This is a genomic window from Candidiatus Paracoxiella cheracis (assembly GCF_049348705.1).
Lineage (GTDB): Bacteria > Pseudomonadota > Gammaproteobacteria > Coxiellales > Coxiellaceae > Paracoxiella > Paracoxiella cheracis.
Window position 1 is genome coordinate 485,311 of the sequence record NZ_CP186485.1, and the last position, 20,651, is coordinate 505,961.

Annotated in this window: 14 protein-coding genes and 1 tRNA gene; 12 read left to right on the forward strand and 3 right to left on the reverse strand. The window is 42.1% G+C overall.

Going from position 1 to position 20,651, the window contains the following annotated elements; translation table 11 throughout:
* Positions 1-141: 141 nt before the first annotated feature.
* The 6 genes from murB (at position 142) to ACJMKR_RS02580 (ending at position 8,985) form a co-directional block, all read left to right on the forward strand.
* Positions 142-1,167, forward strand: coding sequence for a UDP-N-acetylmuramate dehydrogenase (gene murB, locus ACJMKR_RS02555; RefSeq protein ID WP_423063640.1), 1,026 nt, complete (start codon positions 142-144; stop codon positions 1,165-1,167).
* Positions 1,168-1,711: 544 nt separating this feature from the next.
* Positions 1,712-1,784: transfer RNA gene (locus tag ACJMKR_RS02560), tRNA-Lys, on the forward strand.
* A 451-nt stretch (positions 1,785-2,235) separates the two neighbouring features.
* On the forward strand, positions 2,236-3,777 hold the full coding sequence (locus ACJMKR_RS02565) for an NAD(P)-binding domain-containing protein (RefSeq protein ID WP_423063641.1): 1,542 nt from the start codon (positions 2,236-2,238) through the stop codon (positions 3,775-3,777).
* A 20-nt stretch (positions 3,778-3,797) separates the two neighbouring features.
* On the forward strand, positions 3,798-5,789 hold the full coding sequence (locus ACJMKR_RS02570; protein WP_423063642.1) for an ATP-binding protein: 1,992 nt from the start codon (positions 3,798-3,800) through the stop codon (positions 5,787-5,789).
* Positions 5,790-6,171: 382 nt separating this feature from the next.
* A complete protein-coding gene (locus ACJMKR_RS02575; RefSeq protein WP_423062352.1) occupies positions 6,172-7,710 on the forward strand; it encodes a transposase in 1,539 nt (512 codons plus the stop codon).
* 327 nt (positions 7,711-8,037) lie between these two features.
* Positions 8,038-8,985 carry a LysR substrate-binding domain-containing protein gene (locus tag ACJMKR_RS02580; RefSeq protein WP_423063643.1) on the forward strand — a complete coding sequence of 316 codons (948 nt, stop codon included), beginning with the start codon at positions 8,038-8,040 and terminating at the stop codon, positions 8,983-8,985.
* A 6-nt stretch (positions 8,986-8,991) separates the two neighbouring features.
* On the opposite strand, the gene gatB is transcribed toward ACJMKR_RS02580, so the two are convergent.
* Genes gatB through gatC form a run of 3 tightly spaced genes read right to left on the reverse strand, consistent with a single transcriptional unit; the run spans position 8,992 to position 12,251 of the window.
* Positions 8,992-10,431 (reverse strand): Asp-tRNA(Asn)/Glu-tRNA(Gln) amidotransferase subunit GatB, encoded by a 1,440-nt coding sequence (gene gatB, locus ACJMKR_RS02585; protein WP_423063644.1) that lies wholly within the window; start codon positions 10,429-10,431, stop codon positions 8,992-8,994.
* Positions 10,432-10,439: 8 nt separating this feature from the next.
* The gene (gene gatA / locus ACJMKR_RS02590) at positions 10,440-11,891 is read right to left on the reverse strand and encodes an Asp-tRNA(Asn)/Glu-tRNA(Gln) amidotransferase subunit GatA (protein ID WP_423063645.1); all 1,452 of its coding nucleotides are present in this window, start codon (positions 11,889-11,891) and stop codon (positions 10,440-10,442) included.
* Between the two features lie 12 nt (positions 11,892-11,903).
* A complete protein-coding gene (gatC, locus tag ACJMKR_RS02595; RefSeq protein ID WP_423063646.1) occupies positions 11,904-12,251 on the reverse strand; it encodes an Asp-tRNA(Asn)/Glu-tRNA(Gln) amidotransferase subunit GatC in 348 nt (115 codons plus the stop codon).
* A gap of 73 nt (positions 12,252-12,324) precedes the next feature.
* Here gatC and ACJMKR_RS02600 point away from each other — a divergent pair, with 73 nt between their 5' ends.
* The 6 genes from ACJMKR_RS02600 to ACJMKR_RS02625 all read left to right on the forward strand — a co-directional run bounded on the left by ACJMKR_RS02600 (position 12,325) and on the right by ACJMKR_RS02625 (position 20,545).
* Complete coding sequence (locus ACJMKR_RS02600) at positions 12,325-13,371, forward strand: rod shape-determining protein (protein WP_423063647.1); 1,047 nt, start codon at positions 12,325-12,327, stop codon at positions 13,369-13,371.
* A 101-nt stretch (positions 13,372-13,472) separates the two neighbouring features.
* On the forward strand, positions 13,473-14,303 hold the full coding sequence (gene mreC / locus ACJMKR_RS02605; protein ID WP_423063648.1) for a rod shape-determining protein MreC: 831 nt from the start codon (positions 13,473-13,475) through the stop codon (positions 14,301-14,303).
* A complete protein-coding gene (gene mreD, locus ACJMKR_RS02610) occupies positions 14,293-14,781 on the forward strand; it encodes a rod shape-determining protein MreD (RefSeq protein ID WP_423063649.1) in 489 nt (162 codons plus the stop codon). The genes mreC and mreD overlap by 11 nt, the downstream gene beginning before the upstream one ends.
* Positions 14,781-18,665: a YhdP family protein gene (locus ACJMKR_RS02615; protein ID WP_423063650.1), complete on the forward strand. Its 3,885-nt coding sequence runs from the start codon at positions 14,781-14,783 to the stop codon at positions 18,663-18,665. Before mreD ends, ACJMKR_RS02615 begins: the two co-directional genes overlap by 1 nt.
* A gap of 3 nt (positions 18,666-18,668) precedes the next feature.
* Entirely contained in the window at positions 18,669-20,108 is a 1,440-nt protein-coding gene (gene tldD, locus ACJMKR_RS02620; RefSeq protein WP_423063651.1) for a metalloprotease TldD, read from the forward strand.
* A 158-nt stretch (positions 20,109-20,266) separates the two neighbouring features.
* Positions 20,267-20,545 (forward strand): HU family DNA-binding protein, encoded by a 279-nt coding sequence (locus tag ACJMKR_RS02625; RefSeq protein WP_423063652.1) that lies wholly within the window; start codon positions 20,267-20,269, stop codon positions 20,543-20,545.
* Positions 20,546-20,651: the final 106 nt, after the last annotated feature.

Sequence of the window (20,651 nt, forward strand, 5' to 3'; positions counted from 1 at the left end):
CCCGCAAAACAGTAACCCCAGTCTCTCTGCCGCAATTGAAAGCTATTTAATTAGCTGAAAATAGATTTCTAAAGAGGCCCTCAAGATTATTGTTAATTTTTAAAGGCGCATCAATACCGTATTTCAGGTATAATTCACCCCATGACAGGCATTCAAAACAATCGCTCGCTGGTGGGGCTTAATACGTTCGGTATTGATGTCAATGCACAGTATTTTGTGAGCGTTGACTCTGCTCCCGAGCTCAGTGAGTTGGTGGCACAATCGCAGTGGCAAGCAATGGCCAAAGTTGTATTGGGTGAGGGAAGCAACATCCTGCTAACACAAAATATTGACGGGCTCGTGATCAAAAATAATATTCCCGGTATTGAAAAAACGGATGAAAATAAAGATCATGTTTGGTTGAAAGTGGGTGCGGGTGAAAATTGGCATCGATTCGTGTTGTATTGTTTAGTACATGATTATGCAGGGGTTGAGAATTTATCATTGATCCCCGGCAGTATTGGCGCAGCACCGATGCAAAATATCGGCGCTTACGGTGTTGAAATTAAAGATGTCTTTGAGCAGTTAGAGGCGATATCACTGACGGATGGCGCTACTCAGGTTTTTAGCCATAAAGCGTGTCATTTTGGCTATCGCGATAGTATTTTTAAAAACGAACAAAGGGGACGCTATGCGATCACGACCGTTACATTACGCTTGAATAAACGTCCCCTATTTAATATCAGTTATGGTGCGATTAAAGAGGTGTTGTCTCAAAGAGGAATCGATGAGAAACACTTAAGTATTCGGGCGATCAGTGATGCGGTAATTCACATTCGTCAAAGTAAGTTACCGGACCCCAAGAAAATCGCTAATGCGGGTAGTTTCTTCAAGAATCCTGTGATTACTCAGGAAGAGCTTGCCACGCTGCGAACTCATTTTGAGGACGTACCACATTATCCGGACGCCAATAGCCATGTCAAAGTGCCGGCTGCTTGGTTGATTGAACATTGTGGTTGGAAGGGCAAGCGGCTTAGGAATATCGGCGTTCATGATAGGCAGGCGCTCGTGCTTGTTAATTATGGCGGTGGTAGTGGCATGGAGCTAAAGGCGCTCGCTGAGGCGATTCAGCAGTCTGTTTTTGATAAGTTTGGGATCCGCCTCACTCCAGAGGTCAATATTCTGTAGTTATGTGCCCTCTGGATGTGGAGCGCCATTTGTGGGTAATTTACTGTGAAAAATGAGTCTCGCCATGCTCATGTATTATCTATACACTGCGCTGGCTCGTTAATTTTTCCCAGCAACTTCCCGCACAACTGACGCTCCGAAGTACGGTTGAGTACGTTACTTTCTTTGTAATCATGTGCCCTCTGGGTGTGGAGCGCCATTTGTGGGTAATTTGCTGTGAAAAGTGAGCCTCGCCATGCTCATGTATTATCTATACACTGCGCTGGCTCGTTAATTTTTCCCAGCAACTTCCTGCACAGCCGACGCTCCTGAGGCGCAGAACAGGCCTTACCACCAAGGAGGTTGCCCAGGCCAGTCATTTTTTAGAGATTATCACTTGTCATTTTGAGAGAAATAGTTATCATGCTGGGTCTAGATGTCACTCGAGCCGCTAGCCCGAGTGGGTCAACATTACTGAGGGACGCCCGACAGTAGGTCGGGCAGTGTGCGTTTAGAAAAATGCAAGACTAAAACAGGGATGTTTGGTAAATCTAGTTCTTTACGTGGGCCGTTAGCTCAGCTGGTAGAGCAGCGGACTTTTAATCCGTTGGTCATAGGTTCAAATCCTATACGGCCCATTTAATTTGATTCGCTATCTTTCATTTACAAGTAAAAGGAAGTTATATTTATTCATAGGAGGGGTTATCAAACAGTATCCTACTCTTAATATTTTCTTAAGAAAAAATTAAATTAAGTGCTAGATTCGATATTTACCTAAATTAAATTAAATTAAATTAATATTAATGAATTTTAGATATAAAGCTATTTTTTCAGGTATGATCAAATTAATTATCAGCAATTATTGGAAGATAAGTCATGAGAAGTGCAATAACAGGAAGTCTCACTAAATCATCTCAACTTCAGTCACCGCGTTGGCTTGCAATGCTTGCTCAGAAGGCGGACCCAAGGCCAACAAGTTTAAATCACACTCTTGTAAATCCAGCTAATTTTGGGAACCCATCACGTCAGTTTAATAGGTTTTCACAAGAAAACCTGTGCTCGAAATTACTTTCAGCACATTGGCTTGCAATGCTTGCTCAGAACAGGAACCCAAAAAGTTATCACACTCTTGTAAATCCAGTTAATTTGAGGATTCCATCAGGTCAATTCAATACGTCTTTACAAGAAAACCCTTGGCCGAAAGGATTATTTTTTGGTGGAACATCACGTCTATTTCATGCATCTCCAAATAAATATAGCGAGAAGAATTTTGATATAGAGGAGATCTGGGGATCGATAGTACCAAAATTTCGGTGGGGAGGCGATAATCCTCGTTTGTTAGAAGATACTGTCCTCATTTGTATGCAGCACAAGCTTTGGACCACTTATCTGATGATAAAATTTTTGGTGGAACACTATAGTTTAAAACCAGAGAATGTCATTTTGGCAGGGAAGGGCTATTCGACAAACCTAGAAGTTGAGCAGGCTTTGAAAGATCTTGGCTGTCACGTTATACCTGACCAACATCCGCTTGTCCTAGGAGGGGGAAGTGAGGCACTTCATCAGAATGCATCGGGTGCAGTAGATGCAGCGCTTGAAAGAATTAAACTGGTTCGTGTGGTTCGTAACGTATCTATTTTGGATGATGGTTTTGAATTAACACCTCGCATCACATCCGATTTTTTTAATAATGGTATTAATCCTTTTGTTTATTTCATTGAGCAAACAACCTATGGACCAAAGAACAGAATGTTTTATACACCGCCTTTTCCAGGATTTAATGTGGCGGAATCATACGCGAAGTTGCTTGAATACCCCTATGTAGCAGAAGTCGCTATTGAAAAATTAAAAGATCTTATCAAAAATGTGCAACTACAAATTGGGAAAAAACCGACTATCGGTGTAGTTGGATTTGGGCGAATGGGACAATCGGTTGCAGCAGAAATGGTTGAGCGTGGCTATTCGGTGATTGTCTACGAAGAAAAGAGTGCTAAACGAACCAGTCTAAAAGGTATAAAGCACTATAAAAGTTTACCTGTTGTAATTGCTTACGCAGACGTTATTTTTGGAACTACTGGAACAGACATTACTGCTAACGATGAAGTTCTCGATACTATCGTTAATAGCAGCAAATCAACGACATACGTGAGTCTTTCATCCAGTGATACAGAATTTAATAGGCTGCTAGCTTTGATTCAAGAGAAAACTAAAAAATATGGTCAAATACCTGACCCTTATAAAGAGGTCTTATATGTAAATGAAGAAGGAGCGTGCATTCGGGTACTAGGAACGCCTGTTAATTTTCTGGGAAAAAAACTTCATAGTGTTACTCCATGGCATATTTGGGCAACACGCGCTCTCTTAATGTGCTGTATAATGGCAGGGGCCGCACGCCCTCCAGAGTTGGTCCAATCTGCAAAGATTTATATGCCTGATCCAGATGACCAGCGTAAGATCATAGAAGCATTTTTCAACATGAATCCTAACCATCCTTTGCAGGCATCATGGGCTCCTCTTAGCGAGGGGCAAAAATTGAGACGGATTAAAAAATGTTCATCCGGGGCATGTATACAACCGGAGAAATTAGCTTCACATAGTCAGACTCCTTTTAGTCCTGGGTTTGGTGGGTGAGTATAGAATATGGATAATTTATGGATGATGTTTTTCCAAGTAACATCGCTTACTTTTTAGAAAAAGTTGTTGCATGCACACCGGGTAGCCTTTATTGGAAAGATCGGGAAGGTCGATATTTAGGCTGCAATGACTTCATGTTAAAGACAGCGGGAATGTCGAGTACAAAAGAAATTATTGGTAAAACGGATTACGATTTGTGGGGCGAGGCTGCCAAACAAGTCATGGACAACGACCAAAGAGTCATACAAACCGGTCAGACATTAAACTTTGATGAGTCTCTCAGAATTCCTTCGGGCGAAACGCTTTATTTTACAGGCGTAAAAATGCCTTTGCGAGATGAGAGTAATAATATTGTTGGGGTTATTGGCAATTCATTGGATATTACCGAATTAAAGCTGACCCAAGAAAAATTACGAATCGCCAAAGAGCAAGCTGAATCGTCTAATCGTGCAAAGTCTACATTTCTAGCCAACATGAGCCACGATCTTAAAACGCCGTTGAGCGGCATTTTAAGCACCGCTGAAAACTTAGCTTACAAACTAAAGGATCCAAAAGACATTCATAACGTTGAATATATTATGCAATCGAGTGAACGCTTAATGGAATTACTAAACGAAGTTATTGAAATTGCTAAATTAGAGCATCACAATATAATTGAAGATCAGCAGTTATTTAACCCTTTGGATATTGCCACACGAGTGGTTGATTTAATGAAGCCTACATTTGAGGCGAAAAAGGTAAAGTTAATTGTCGATTTTGATGAGTCTGTGCCGAATTATTTAATTGGTAATAAAATTTTATTTCATCGTGTGATTTTAAATTTAGTGTCTAATGCGATTAAATTCACGGATTCTGGCCAAGTTGTTATCGAAATTAAAATGATGAGTCAGAAGCAGGATAGAGCTGACCTTAAAATTGTGGTTGAAGATACTGGTATTGGTATTCCTCGTGAGAAACAAAGAGAAATTTTTGAATTATTTACTAGAATTGTTCCCTCTTACAAAGGGGCGCACAAGGGTACGGGTTTGGGATTATATATTGTTAAACAGTATGTGACTCAGTTGGGTGGTGAAGTGAGGGTTGATAGCCAGCCTGGTATCGGTAGTACGTTTACGTGCGTGATCCCTTTTTCTATCGCTTTGGATCAGGAACGTTTTATGAGGGCGTATCAAGAAGAACAACCTGTTCGTGATAATCTATCGGAATACAGCACTCCTGTTGCTGAATCACAACAAGCAGCTCATAGAAAAACACCTATTCATATCTTAGTTGTAGAAGATGAGCCTGGGGTACAGCAGGCGGTTAAAGAAAAATTAGGTTCCTTAGGTTATTCAGTGGATATTGCTTCGACAGGGCAACAGGCAATTTCACTGTTTGCATCGGGCAAGTATGATCTCATTTATTTAGATATCGGTTTGCCAGATATGGATGGTTACCATGTCGCGAAATCCATTCGTGAAATCGAAAAATTTATCGAAGATAGAACGCCAATATTTGCATTGACGGCCCATGCTGATGTGCAAGTAAAAAATGGGCATATAGACGACAATCTCGATGGCTTTTTAACAAAGCCACTCATGCGAAAACAGGCCCAACAAATTGTCGAAGATTTTGTGATTCGCGGTAAAAAGCATTCTATGGTTGACATTAAAAAATCGGATTTGAAAAATGCAAATGAGGTGAAGGTAATCGATTTAGAATTGGGTGCCAAGCTAATGGATAACAACCTTGAGGTCGCAAAAGAACTTCTTAGCTTGCTAATTAGCCACATCCCAGAGCATCAAGTCGCCATGGAGTCGGTTTACGATGAACGAGACTTTGAGAGTCTGGAGAAAGCCGTGCACAAACTCCATAGTGCACTGTGTTACAGTGGAACACCTAGGTTGAAGGCCGCAATTGCAAACCTCGAAATGCACCTTCATTTGAATCACAACGATGAAATTGATAGTTCTTACCAAGCAGTCCAGCGTGAGATTCAGGCACTATTAAGTGCTTTTAAGGAACTGTAAATAGTTTCACTTACACTGTTCTTGATACCGATGCCTAAAGCAGCCATGTTCGCCCAATAACAAATATAGCTGTCGAAAGCTTAAATTGTTTGTATCGAGCATGATAACGTAACCGCTAATTTTCCCAGAGGATGTCAGCCTCACGGCGAGTGACATGACAGCAGGCCCGGCAATCTGAGTGATTTTTATGGGTCCGCACCCCGGTGAATAGATGGTGCGGTATTGATATTGTGAATAGTGGTGTTTAGCGCTAGCCGTGGTCATTATGTTGGACTTTGGATAAATTTATAAAAATAATTAAAAATTGCTTGACATAGAAACCGAAAAAAAATTTTACGTTGTAAACAACGTTTGTTCGAAAAAATAAAATAAGGAACAAACGATGTTAGCGACAGAAAAACTAAAACAATTCCGTACATTCCTCTACAACATCTTCCCCGCGCGACGCGATGCCAATATGAATTTACTCGATGCCCTTTCAAGCCATGGCCATCGCTGCAAAACACCCATAGAATTATGTGAATCGCCATACTTTGAACGTGAATACAGTAGTATTACCGATGCGATTAGCGATGGTTTGTCGGTAGCAAATTGTTGGGATAGCATGATGAAAATACAATATGAACATGTGAGTCATAGCGATGACCGTGTGATCATTATTGCGGATACGACACCACAGTCGCGTCAAAGTGCACACTGTGTTGAAGATCGCCATGTGGTTTACAGCCCTAATCCAGCACCGGGTAACAAACCGATTACCATTGGACATGAATATTCAACGGTATCACTATTGCCCAATGATGGTGCAGCTCAAGAAAAGCATTGGTTAGTTCCACTGGATACGAGGCGCGTTAAAAGCGATGAAAAAGGCAATGTAGTTGGGATGCAGCAAATTAACCGTTGTATTGCAGACTTAGCGCTTACTCATAAATTGGTGGTTAGCGTGGCTGATTCAAAATATGGTACAGAAGCTTGCCGTAAACTGGTTAGCGAAAATCCCAATTGGGTACATCTTTTCCGTTTTAACAGTACCCGTAATGTTTTCGCGCCCGCATCAATAGAAGATAATACCTCAGGAAGTATAAAACGCTATGGTGATGCGATGAAACTAAACGACAGCACGACTCACCGTGAATCCGATGAGATTGTGCAGCAACCCATTACAACCCGCAGTGGCAAAACTTACCAATTGGAGATTAAAATATGGCGTGACCAATTACTGCGTGGTTCAAAGCAATTTAAAGGATATGAGCATCCTGTTACTGTTGTGCAATTGGTTGCGGTTGATGCTAACGGTAAATCTTTATATAAAAATCCACTCTGGTTAGGACTCGCTGGTGAACGACGTAATGAAATCACAGCATTAGAAGCGTATCACTATTACGATAGACGCTATGACATTGAACACTACTTTCGTTTTGGTAAAGACAAACTGTTATTTGACCGATACCAAACACCGGATGTTAAGCACGAAGAAGATTGGTGGCGGATGACAGCATTAGCGTATACGCAACTTTATCTAGCGAGGAATCTTGCCCCGATTTTACCGAAAAAATGGGAGCGGTATTTGCCGAGCTTCCAAGTGGATAACGAAAAACCATCAATAACTGCGACCCCTTCACAAACGCAACGGGGTTTTTCTACGGTGCTTGATACCGTTGGCACGCCTGCTAATCTCTGCAAACCACGCGGTAATCCGCAAGGCAGAACCAAAGGTGATACGCAGGGGAAACGCACGCGACATCCTGCTATTTTCAAAAATAGCAACTCAAAAATTAAAACGATTCAGAGGACTGAAGAAAAGACGCAAAACTCAGACCCTGAAAAAATAGAGGATTTGATTGGGATAGTAAAATCATGGTTGGATAAAATAAATTTTACACCTGAGCAATTCTACGAATTGCTGCAAAAAACAGCTTAAGATTTAGAAACTCACATTTTTTGATTATTGTCCTAACTGGCAAGGGATTTTATTTATCCAAAGTCCAATTTATAGTCATTCAGGCTGATGTCAGTAAACGCGTCGTTGATATGGTTGCTCACGACGCCAGTGAGTGCGAATGCTGGAAATTTTTCACCGATTTTTTTCATGGAGTCTCTCCTGTTATATTAATAATATCAATTAGTTACGAGATCTATATACTTCTTCTCTTATCTCGTGAATGTTATTAGAACCCAAATAGATTGATTTATGAAATCGATTATTATTATAATAACGATAGATATAATCTATTGATGAGAGCCCCCTATGAATATTCGTGATCTTACATACTTAGTAGCCGTTGCCGACACGGAGCACTTCGGTCAGGCAGCCGAACAGTCATTTGTCAGCCAGCCAACCCTCAGCACCCAGCTCAAAAAGTTAGAGGGAGAGCTTGGGGTGCAGATTTTTGAGCGCAATAATAAGCGGGTTCATTTAACAGAAACTGGAAAATTAATCGTTGACCAGGCACGACGCGTATTGCATGAAGTAGCTCAATTAAAAGAACTTGCTCAAGAATCAAGAGACCCTCTTGCGGGGACTTTTCGTTTGGGCATTATTCCGACCCTTGGTCCTTATTTGTTACCACATATTTTAAATCAAATAAAAAAACAGCTACCCAATCTCAAACTTGTTGTCTGTGAAAATAAAACGGAGACGATTACCAAACAGTTACGAAAGGGCTCACTCGATGCGATTATTTTGGCTTTACCCATCGCATCCGAAGGTTTAGTGGAGAATGCCTTATTTGCAGAACCTTTTTATGTGGCATTACCAAAAGATCATAAGCTCAGTAAAAAACAACAATTAAAGTTACACGATATTGCAAGCGAAAAACTCTTGTTGTTAGAAGAAGGGCATTGTTTTCGTGAACAAGCATTAGAAGCCTGTGCTATGTCAGGTGCAAAAGATTTCGATGGATTTAAGGCAACGAGTCTTGAAACGTTGCGTCACATTGTGGCCTCAGGTGCAGGCATTACTTTATTGCCGGCTTTATCGGTGACGTCTGCTTCGCAAGATCCGGCAATCACTATAAAATCATTATCTGCGCCCATTCCTTCTCGTAAGGTCGGTATGTTGTGGCGCAAAACGACTACCAGAACTCAGTGTTGTGAGGAAATTGCTAGGATAATCAAGTCATGTATTCAAAAAGAATCATACTTAAAAAAACACTCGCGACTTAAGGTGATGGAGAGAGAGATAGTGAGCAATTGAAATCCGCTATTGCTTTAATTTCTCTTTCAGTATCTCATTCACTTGCTGCGGGTTGGCCTTGCCTTTTGTGGCTTTCATCACTTGACCTACAAAAAAGGCAATTAATTTATCTTTGCCCGAGCGATATTGCTCAACCTGTGTAGGATTGTTTGCGATGATTTCGTCAACGATAGATTCGAGTGCAGAGTTATCCGTAATTTGTTTCAAGCCTTGTTTTTCGATGATTGTATCGGCATCACCTTCACCATTCCACATCGCTTCAAAAACCGATTTAGCGATGCTCATTGAAATGGTGTTGTCAGCAACACGCCGTAAAAGCCCTGCCAACTGTTCTGCGTTGATTGGGCTTTCAATAATGCGTAGATGTGTTTTGTTGAGAGCGGCGGCGAGTTCGCCGTTAACCCAATTTGCTGCCAATTTGGGTGAGACATTGTCAGCGGCTTTAAGAACAGCTTCAAAATAGCGAGCGCGATTAATATTATTGGCGAGAATCTTTGCATCGTAGTTGCTAAGTTCGTAGTCTTCTTTGAAGCGTTTTTGTTTTTCCCACGGCAATTCTGGTAATTCTTTTTTTACAGCTTTAATAAAATCTTCGGTGATTTCGAGTGGTAATAGATCAGGATCTGGGAAGTATCGATAATCATGTGCCTCTTCTTTTGTTCGCATTGAGCGCGTTTCATCTTTTTCAGAATCATAAAGGCGAGTTTCTTGGACAACAGTCCCGCCGTTTTCTAAAATTTCAGATTGACGTTCAATTTCGCAATGAATGGCACGCTCAACAAAGCGGAATGAATTGATATTTTTAATTTCGGCGCGAGTGCCGAATTTTTCTTGCCCTTTGGGGCGCAATGAAACATTGACGTCGCAACGAAATGAGCCTTCTTGCATGTTGCCATCGCTCACATCTAAATAACGCACCAATGTGTGCAGAGTTTTTAAATAGGCGATCGCTTCTTCACTTGAGCGAATATCTGGCTCAGAAACAATTTCTAATAAGGGTGTGCCAGCACGGTTTAAATCGATGCCGGATGATCCCGCTAAACTTTCATGCAAAGATTTTCCCGCATCTTCTTCTAAATGCGCACGTGTGATACCGATTGTTTTTACGGTGCCATCTTCGAGCTCGATGTCTAATGTGCCTTTGCCGACGATGGGCAATTCGTATTGGCTGATTTGATAACCTTTTGGTAAATCCGGATAAAAATAATTTTTGCGTGCAAACACAGAATGACGTGCGATTTTGGCATCGATACTTAAACCAAAGCGCACAGCAAGACGCATAGTTTCTTTATTTAATACCGGTAAAACACCAGGAAATCCTAAATCAATGGCGCAAGCTTGTGTATTTGGATCGGCACCATAGGCTGTGGATGCGCCCGAAAATATTTTTGACTTCGTGCTAAGTTGTACGTGAACTTCTAAGCCGATAACTGATTCGTATTGCATAGGGATCCCTAATTTAATTCCGGTATTTGTTGGTGCCAATCAGTTGCGCACTGATAACGATGTGCGACGTTTAATATTCGCGCTTCATCGAAATAATTTCCAATTAATTGCACTCCAACGGGTAAGCCTTTCACAAAACCAGCAGGAATCGATGCCCCGGGTAATCCTGCTAAATTTGCAGCAATCGTGTAAATATCGGATAAATACATGGCGATGGGGTCGTTGACTTTTTCACCCATCTTAAAAGCTGGTGTGGGTGTCGATGGCGTTAAAATAATATCAACTTGTTTGAAGGCTTCTAGAAAATCATTGCGCATGAGGCGACGAATTTTTTGTGCTTTTAAATAATAAGCATCGTAATAACCTGCGGATAACACATAAGTACCGATCATGATGCGTCGTTTCACCTCGGTGCCAAAACCTTCGCTGCGTGTGCGTTTGTAAAGATCTTCTAAATCGACGGGATCTTTGCAACGGTAACCGTATCGGACACCATCATAACGAGCAAGGTTGGATGAACATTCTGCCGGTGCTAAAACGTAGTATGCTGATGCAGCAAGATTGGTGTGAGGTAAGCTGATTTCAACAAATTGTGCACCTAAATGTTCTAATTGTTTTTTGACAGCATCAATGGCATCTGCAATGCTCGAATCTAAACCTTCACCATAATATTCCTTGGGCAAACCGATTTTTAAACCTTTAATATCGTTGTTAAGCGTTGCGGTGTAATCAGGTGTTTCTTTGTTGATGCTTGTTGAATCGCGTTCGTCATGCGGCGCCATCACATTTAATAACATCGCAGCATCTTCTGCCGATTGTGCTAAAGGCCCGCCTTGATCGAGGCTCGATGCAAATGCAATCATGCCGTAGCGAGAAACGCGACCATAGGTGGGTTTTAAGCCAGTAATACCGCATAACGCAGCCGGTTGGCGAATAGAGCCGCCGGTGTCTGTCCCGGTTGCGGCTGGTGTTAGTCGTGCAGCAACGGCAGCAGCCGATCCCCCTGAGGAGCCGCCTGGAATACGCTCAATGTCCCACGGATTTTTCACGGGGCCGTAAAAACTATTTTCATTCGATGAACCCATTGCGAATTCATCCATGTTTGTTTTTCCGAGTAAAACTGTACCAGCCGCATTAAAACGCTCAACGACAGTTGCATTGTATGGTGCGATGAAATTATCGAGAATTTTTGAAGCGCAGGTTGTTTTAATGCCTTTCGTGCAGAAAATATCTTTCTGAGCGATGGGAATTCCCGTTAATGGTGTTGCCTCACCTTTTGAAATGCACTCATCGGCAGCTTTTGCTGCCTCTAGTGCTGCTTCTTCTGTCACGGTAATAAAACAATTTAATTCCGGGCCCAGTTTTTTAATACGATCGAGAAAATGCTGCGTCAGTTCGATGCTGGATATTTTTTTACTTTTTAATTCTTTACTCAGTTCGGCAATTGATTTCGTATGCATACGGTCATCCATTTATTCGTTATTTTCAATAACGGCAGGTACGATATATAATCCTGCTTGTGTTTGTGGGGCAATTTTCTGAAATAATTGTCGTTGATCGGTTTCTGTTACCACATCTGCGCGCAATGGTTGTTTTTCATCGTAAGGGTGAGCGAGGGGATCGACTTTATCGGTGCTGACCGCATTCATTTCGGCAACCATGTCGAGAATTTTGTTGAGCTCATTCAGCAATAGCTCATTCTCTTCTTTTGGAATGGTGAGTCTCGCCAGATGGGCAATATGATTGATATCGTCTGTTTTCAGGGTAGTCATCGATGATCCTCTTTCGAACGGGTCGTCATTATACACATCCTTTGGCACAGCTTCCATCCTTTATAGATTTCGGTTAAAGTACTTATCAAATTTAACTCTTTACACAGGATGATGGGGACAAATGTTTAAAAAATTACGTGGCCTTTTTTCTAATGATATTTCAATCGATTTAGGTACTGCCAACACCTTGATCTATATGGTCGAGCAGGGTGGTATCGTCCTAAATGAGCCTTCTGTGGTAGCAGTTCGCAAGGATGTACGCGGCGGTCAAAATAGTGTGGCAGCGGTTGGCGCAGACGCCAAGCGCATGCTAGGGCGAACACCAGGCAACATTGTGGCAACTCGCCCATTAAAAGACGGCGTTATTGCTGATTTTCATGTCACAGAAAGAATGCTCCAACATTTCATTCACAAAGTTCATAAAACGAAATTTTTACGACCAAGCCCACGCGTTTTAGTGTGTGTGCCTTGTGGGTCGACCCAAGTGGAGCGCCGTGCGATTAAAGAATCAGCTCTGGGTGCCGGTGCGCGAGAAGTCTATTTGATTGAAGAACCTATGGCAGCAGCGATGGGAGCAGGGTTGCCAGTCGAGGAGGCTAGTGGCTCAATGGTTGTCGATATCGGTGGTGGTACGACAGAAGTTGCAATCATTTCACTGAGCGGTATTGTGTATGCCGAATCTGTTCGGATTGGTGGAGACCGATTTGACGAAGCGATTATCAGTTACGTTCGTCGCAATTACGGTAGCCTCATCGGTGAAACTACTGCTGAGCGCATCAAGCAAGATATTGGCACGGCGTTTCCTAGCAGTGAAGTCAAAGAAATCGAAGTGCGTGGGCGCAATCTCGCAGAAGGAGTTCCCCGTAGCTTTACACTCAATAGCAATGAGATTTTGGAAGCATTGCAAGAGCCCTTGTCTGGTATTGTCGGTGCTGTGCGCGCTGCACTAGAGCAGGCACCTCCTGAATTAGCGGCCGATATCGCTGAGCGTGGCATGGTACTAACGGGCGGTGGCGCTTTGTTAAAAGACATCGACCGATTACTGATGGAAGAAACGGGCTTACCTGTAGTCGTTGCTGAAGATCCATTAACTTGTGTCGCAAGAGGTGGCGGGCGCGCACTGGAAATTATGCGAGTAATGGGCAGCGAATTTTTGTCTAGGGATTAAGCGTTGAGTGTAAGGAGGGAAGAGTCATTAAACTCCTATTTAAAAGCTCGTCTTATCCTGGCAGTCGCGCATTATTGTGTATCGTCTTCGCCATTACTTTAATGGTATTAGATCAAAAAGCTATTTTTTTTCAAAAAATACGCTCCGATTTATCTGTGGCGGTGTTGCCGATTCAATATTTAGTTGATGTGCCTATTAAAACCGTGCATTGGATTGTTAGTAGTGTGACTTCTCAGCAACAGTTGTTAGCAGATAATGCGCGACTGCGTGCGCATGAATTGCTTTTACAGTCAAAGCTGCAAAAACTACTGGCATTGGAACGAGAGAATGCGCAATTGCGTGAATTGTTAAAATCCACATCGCATCTTGGTGGACACGTGGTTGTTGCGCAACTGTTAGCAGTCGATGTTGATCCCAATTTACAGCAAATTATTATCGATAAAGGTAGACGATATCGCGTTTATAGAGGGCAACCTGTTTTGGATGCTTATGGTGTTGTTGGGCAAGTTATTCATATTGGCCCCTTAACGAGTCGAGTGATGCTGATCACTGATCCTAAAAGTGCGGTTCCGGTTCAAGATTACCGTAATGGAGTTCGCGCGATTGTTATTGGTCAGGGTAGTTCTGATAAACTCACCTTAATTAATGTTCCCGATACTAGCGACATTCAAAAAGGCGACTTGTTTGTAACGTCAGGGTTGGGACTACGTTTTCCGGTGGGCTATCCTGTTGGAGTTGTATCAGAGCTCTCACATACACCCGGTAAGCGTTTTGCAACGGTGCTCCTCAATCCGTCGGCCCATATCGATCGAACACAACAAGTTTTATTAGCGTGGCCAAGTAAAGCCTCCTTAGAAAAAGCAGTTCAAAAACAACTAAACTCCAAGATAAGCGATTCATCACCCGTCAGGAAAGGTGCCCATGGAAAGTAGCGGATTAAAGCATCTGGTATTAATCGCTTTATCGATCCTTGTTGGGATGATGCTGGTTATTCTGCCTCTGCCTCATTCTGTTGCATGGTTTCATCCGGCATGGGTATTTATGATAGTAATTTTTTGGATGATTTGTATTCCGCATCGCGTGGGAATTGGTATTGCTTGGTTTGTAGGCTTATGGCTAGATCTACTGACGGGCACAGTCTTTGGGCTTCACGCGTTCGTGTTAGCTGTAATTGCTTACTTTATAGTAAAATTCCATGTACAGATCCGTAGCTTTCCCTTATGGCAGCAAACATTGTTAATCATGTTATTGACAGTGGTATACCTGGCATTGCAATATTGGGTGTTGGCACTGGCCGGTACCTCTCCCGACACATGGAAATATTGGCTACCGATTGTAACGACTACTGTCTTATGGCCATGGGTGTCTATGTTATTGAGGGATTTCCAACATCGATTTGAACTAGGCTGATGCTAAAAAATGCTGTCCTACGCTGTCTTAAATGGTTAGGCTTTTCCATAGCGACCTTAATTGTTATCTTCGCCGTGCTTCTCAGTGTGGCGCGCGCAGTTGTGCCGCTTCTTAACGGTAAACGTGTTTTTTTTGAAAAATGGGCAAGCAATGCGTTGCATGAGCCCGTTCATATTGGCCGGGTGACGATAGGATGGTGGAGTTTTGATCCCACATTGAGATTTAACGATGTTATCGTTAGAGATCCAAAACAGTCGCGATCACTGCTCAGAGTTAATCAACTTTCTATCAGTATCAATTTAATTCACAGCCTAATTAACTGGAAATTATTGCCAGGACATTTATTTATATCGGGTACGCATGTCGATCTTTATCAAAACCAAGATGGTCAGTTTTATGTAAAAGGTGTCGTTGATTTACACGATAAACGGAAGCAAGCTGACGTGGGTTATATGAAAGATCTTTTGCTTTGGATGCTCACTCAATCGGAAGTTTCTCTGCAATATATAGATGTCAATGTTCATATGGTGGATGGCCGTTTGTTGCCGATTAAAAATTTGCGCTTAAAAGTCACGAATGGCGTGTTACAGCACCAGATCGCAGGAGTGGCCTCATTGGCGCAGACGATTCCTACGCGATTTCGTTTTGTGATGAATTTAAAAAGCACTGATATCTCTAAATTTAGTGCGGATTTGTATTTCAGGGCAAATGATTTAGTCTTTAAACAATGGGTCGATAATCGTTATTTTCGCCAATATTTTAAAAAACTGACGCTAACTCACGGCGTTGCGAATGTACAATCTTGGTTAAAGTGGCGTGATGGACAACTGATTGACTATCAAGGTGTGTTGCAAAGTGAAAAGATGGGACTTGGTTTAACGGCGAAACACAAAAATATTTTTATTAACCACCTTAATGCAAATATATATTGGCAGCGCTATTCTGATGGTTGGTCATTCAGTGCAAATCACATTCAATTGCGAATGCATGGAAAAACATGGCCAGAACACACATTTGGAATGCGAGTATTTAGTGCGAACAAATCCCAACCTGCAAAAATAGTTTTTGCCTCACAATTTATTCGTTTAGATGATATTCACGCTTTGGCTGAAGACTTCGGAGCTTGGCCAAAGTCTATTCAAAAAACCTACCAGGAATTACATCCAGGAGGGGATTTATATAACTTAGGCCTTGTGATGACGCTTCAACAAGGAGAGCCAGTTTTCAATCGTGTGAGAACAGAGTTTCATAATCTGAGCTTTTCTTCGTCGGGTAAATTACCTGCTGCCTCAGGACTAACAGGGTTTATCGATACAACGCCTAAGGCAGGTGAATTGAAACTCGCATCGACTCGAACATCACTCAACGTGCGCCAATTGTTTAATCATCCATTATTTTTCGATCGATTAAATGTTGAGACATCCTGGCAACACACAGAGTCAGGTTGGATGGTGAATATGTCACAACTGGCATTTAATAATAAAATGGGAAGCATGCAAAGTAGATTTACGTTAGCAGTGCCGAAAGCGGGTTCGCCAATCATTCACATGAAAACAAAATACCAAGTTATGAAGGTAGGTCTTTTGAAAGACTATATTCCTGCGCGTCTCATTAAAAATAAATTAAGAACATGGCTTACCAATGCATTTTTATCAGGGAAAGTTCCAGAAGGAAAAATGGAGTTACAGGGCCCTGTGAATGATTTTCCTTTTGATGACAGACGCGGTAAGTTTCGTTTGGAAGCAAAAATTAAAGATTTAGATTTTAAATATGCGCCGGATTGGCCTGTCATTCATCACATCAATGGACTCTTAACGTTCGATGATCGCAGCATGCACGTGAAAGTCGACCAAGGCGTGACAGTTGGAAACTCATTAAATCATGTGCAAGCAGAAATTCCAGACTTGCAAAAGTCGGTGCTAACTGTAACGGGACACTCTGTTTCCAACTTAAAAAATGGTGAGAATTTTTTGAAGGCATCACCACTCCTTGTAGGCAAACAATTAGATGTCCTTGGCTTAAGTGGCCCAATGAATCTTAATCTTAAATTGATTATTCCGTTATATAACAACAAAAAGGATGCTATTGCTAGCGGAGACGTGACTGTCAACAATGGCACGATGAGGCTAAAGACGTGGAATACAGAATTGAATCATATTAGAGGTGCTTTTCATTTTGTAAATAATCATTTATCGGCGACGCATGTGACAGCGTTACAATATGGATTACCCGTTGTAGTTGATGTATCGACGTTGGATGCAAAAACGGCTTTGCCTATTTTACAAGTCCGAGTGGGTGGCGAATTAAACATGGCGTCTTTGCAAAAACAGTTGAAATTACCTGTCTTGAAGTTTATGCAAGGTACAGCTTCATATCGTGCATTAGTCCAAATTCGGGATGAAAATTCCCCGATTGGCAACAGTTTTAGTTTCGCATCAGATTTAAATGGCGTTTCTACATCACTGCCCCCACCTTATAGTAAGACGGCAGATCAGACAAAATCTTTTTTTATGACGATGAAAACTGTACATAACAAACCGTTAGCGGTCACGTTACAATATGGCACTGATTTTTCAGCGGCAGCCAATTTTACGAATTCAGGCAAAAAATTAAACTTTATATCAGGCGAACTCCTTTTTGGAAAAGGGAAAGCTCAGTTGCAGGAATCACCGGGGTTGTTGATTGATGGCAGCTTGAAGCAAGTTGTGTGGGGACACTGGAAAAAGTATTTTGATGCTCATTTTCGAGGCCTTGGTGGTGCCTCAAAAATTCCAATATCTCAAAACACCTTTATAAGAAGTATAAAATTGCAAATTGGGGAGCTTTCATTATCTAAGCATACGTTAAATGATCTGTATGTGAACATACTGCCAAAATCAGCGGGATGGTCAATTACAGTAAAAAATCCTATCATTGCTGGAAATATGTTTATGCCTAACAATTTTCATCAACGGTGGTATGGGCATTTTGGCCGATTATATTTGCCTAACATTAAGATTGAAAAGAAAGGGGATCAGCAGCAAAAAATTGATCCACATCAAATTCCACCTTTTGATTTTACTTGTGATGATTTTCGATATGGGGCTAAAGAACTAGGGCAGGTTCATATTCACAGTACACCGACCCAAGCAGGTTTGGAAATTAATAAACTGACGGTGACCAATAACCTATTTGGTCTGTCGGCTAGTGGGGCTTGGCAAGATAAGCAGGGTCAACAGAAATCTACACTGCATGGCCAATTTGGCAGTAAAAATTTAGGTGGGGTTTTAAAGAATTGGGGAGTCACAACCGCATTAGAGGGGGGCGATGGTTCCGTAAATTTCGCACTGGATTGGCCAGGATCACCTCATGAGTTTAGTGCAGCCGAACTTAACGGCAGTGTGAGTATCAAATTTAGAAATGGCCGAGTCTCTCAAGTGACAAAAAATGCAGAGTCAGAGCTAGGTTTTGGGCGTCTCCTAAATTTATTTAGCTTGCAAACGCTGCCTCTGCTTCCTGTAAAATTAGTGCAACTCGCTAAAAAAGGGTTTGCTTTTGACTTAATGAAAGGGAGTTTTGCATTAAATCATGGGAATGCAATAACAAAAAATGCTTCAATTGTGGGATCAGTTGCATGGGTGCGGGTCAATGGTAATATTGGCTTTGTGCGTAAAAATTATAATTTGGAACTAAATATTGTGCCCAACATTACTTCGAGTTTACCATTGATCGTTGGAATTGCAGGTGGGCCAATCGCTGGTGCGATAGCCTGGATTGCTAATAAAATTTTAGCGCCTCAGCTAGGTAAGGCGGCGCAAATTAATTATCGGATAACGGGACCTTGGACAAAACCGCACATTATAAAAATACCCCGGTCCATTGAAACACACACACATGGTACATAAATTATGAGCGATATTATTGATAACGCTGTAACTGCACTATTGCAACCTGCAGGTCTTGATATCCAAGCATTAGAAAATGCCTTGGGAAACGCTATGGGCGCTTCTATTGAGACGGCGGATCTTTTTTTGCAGAGCATTTATGAAGAAAGTTGGAGTCTTGAAGATGGGATCGTAAAAGATGCAGATTATAGTTTTGATCGAGGCTTTGGGTTGCGCGCCATCAGTGGTGAAAAAACTGGATTTGCCTATGCGGACGAAATTAATGCCAAAGCCTTAAAAGAAGCGGCGGCATGTGCCAGTAGTATTGTGCACACCAATGGTAATCGATCGATTCAACGGATTAAAACCAATTTCGCACCGATGCTTTATCCCGAAGTTAATCCGATCAATTCGCTGACGGAAAAAGAAAAGGTGTCGTTGTTACATCAAGTGGATCAATACACTCGAAAGAAAGACCCGCGTATCAAACAAGTCATTGTCAGCTTATCCGGCCAGTACGACACGGTTCTCATTCTCAACAGTGATGGCACCTTATCGGCAGATATTCGACCCTTGGTAAGCTTTATGATTCGTGTGTATGTGGAGCAGGATGGTCAAAAAGAATCGGGCATGGCCGCAGGAGGCGCTCGTTCAAATTATGATTTGTTTATGGATGAATCCACACCTTTTGGCTTTGCCGATAAAGCGGTTGAGCAAGCGCTTCGTAATTTGGAAGCAAAGCCGGCTCCCGCAGGCACGATGCCTGTTATTCTTGGTCCCGGCTGGCCAGCCGTTCTCTTACACGAAGCGGTAGGGCATGGTTTAGAAGGTGATTTTAATCGTAAAGGCAGCTCAGCCTTTAGCGGAAAGTTAGGTGAGCGAGTAGCGTCATCTATCTGTACGATTGTTGACGATGGAACGATACCTCTGCGCCGTGGTTCATTGAGTGTCGATGATGAAGGCACGGTGACCGAAAAAACTGTTTTAATCGAAAACGGTGTTTTGAAAAATTATATGCAAGATCGTCACAACGCTTATTTGATGAAAATGAAACCAACAGGAAATGGGCGACGAGAGTCTTATGCGCATTTACCCATTCCGCGAATGACGAATACCTACATGCTTGCTGGCAAGTCGGATCCTGATGAAATTATTGCTTCCGTTAAAAAAGGACTCTATGCCGTTGACTTTTCAGGAGGTCAAGTGGATATCACGTCAGGAAAATTTGTTTTTTCAACGAGCGAGGCTTACCTAATTGAAAATGGAAAAATCAGTTGTCCTGTAAAAGGGGCTACATTGATTGGTAGCGGTCCTCAAGTTTTACACCATGTTTCCATGGTGGGTAATAATTTAAAATTAGATAGCGGCATCGGGAGCTGTGGAAAGGCCGGACAGTCTGTACCCGTTGGTGTTGGTCAACCAACGATAAAGGTTGATAAATTAACAGTAGGTGGCATAGAATAGCCGGCTTCTGTGTGTTCGGTATACCAAAGAGCGCCTCTTGACAGTTAGTAAATCCTATTGGTATAACTCAATAACATGTCGAACACATGGAGGGGTTGGGCAACTCCGCGCCCATGCAGGTTTATAAACCGCTAAGAAAATAGAAGAGGGATTCTATAATGAATAAAAATGAACTGATTGAAGCTATGGCATCCGCTGCCGATATTTCTAAAAATGCCGCAGCGCGTGCTCTCGATGCATTTGTTGATTCGGTTACTTCGTCGTTAAGTAATGGTGATGACGTTGTGTTGGTTGGATTTGGTAGTTTCACAACTAGTCAACGTGCTGCACGTACCGGTCGTAATCCGCAAACAGGCCAAACGATGCAAATTCCAGCAGCAACAGTTGCTAGGTTTAAGGCTGGTAAGAAGCTCAAAGAAGCTGTTAATAAAGACTAGCTTGATTAACGCCTTTATATAGGCTATCTTTGTCGCCCCGCCATTGGATTGGGAAATGACTTGATCTGGTGGAGGGGCGATTACGTTATTGGAAGTACGGAAATTC

What these genes read in the sequence shown, in the direction of transcription:
- murB (WP_423063640.1), top strand. Translation starts at nt 142, where the DNA reads ATGACAGGCATTCAAAACAATCGCTCGCTGGTGGGGCTTAATACGTTC.
- tldD (WP_423063651.1), top strand. Translation starts at nt 18,669, where the DNA reads ATGAGCGATATTATTGATAACGCTGTAACTGCACTATTGCAACCTGCA.
- mreC (WP_423063648.1), top strand. Translation starts at nt 13,473, where the DNA reads ATGGTATTAGATCAAAAAGCTATTTTTTTTCAAAAAATACGCTCCGAT.
- gatB (WP_423063644.1), bottom strand. Translation starts at nt 10,431, where the DNA reads ATGCAATACGAATCAGTTATCGGCTTAGAAGTTCACGTACAACTTAGC.
- ACJMKR_RS02570 (WP_423063642.1), top strand. Translation starts at nt 3,798, where the DNA reads ATGGATGATGTTTTTCCAAGTAACATCGCTTACTTTTTAGAAAAAGTT.
- mreD (WP_423063649.1), top strand. Translation starts at nt 14,293, where the DNA reads ATGGAAAGTAGCGGATTAAAGCATCTGGTATTAATCGCTTTATCGATC.
- ACJMKR_RS02600 (WP_423063647.1), top strand. Translation starts at nt 12,325, where the DNA reads ATGTTTAAAAAATTACGTGGCCTTTTTTCTAATGATATTTCAATCGAT.
- ACJMKR_RS02615 (WP_423063650.1), top strand. Translation starts at nt 14,781, where the DNA reads ATGCTAAAAAATGCTGTCCTACGCTGTCTTAAATGGTTAGGCTTTTCC.
- ACJMKR_RS02625 (WP_423063652.1), top strand. Translation starts at nt 20,267, where the DNA reads ATGAATAAAAATGAACTGATTGAAGCTATGGCATCCGCTGCCGATATT.
- ACJMKR_RS02565 (WP_423063641.1), top strand. Translation starts at nt 2,236, where the DNA reads ATGCTTGCTCAGAACAGGAACCCAAAAAGTTATCACACTCTTGTAAAT.
- ACJMKR_RS02575 (WP_423062352.1), top strand. Translation starts at nt 6,172, where the DNA reads ATGTTAGCGACAGAAAAACTAAAACAATTCCGTACATTCCTCTACAAC.
- gatA (WP_423063645.1), bottom strand. Translation starts at nt 11,891, where the DNA reads ATGCATACGAAATCAATTGCCGAACTGAGTAAAGAATTAAAAAGTAAA.
- ACJMKR_RS02580 (WP_423063643.1), top strand. Translation starts at nt 8,038, where the DNA reads ATGAATATTCGTGATCTTACATACTTAGTAGCCGTTGCCGACACGGAG.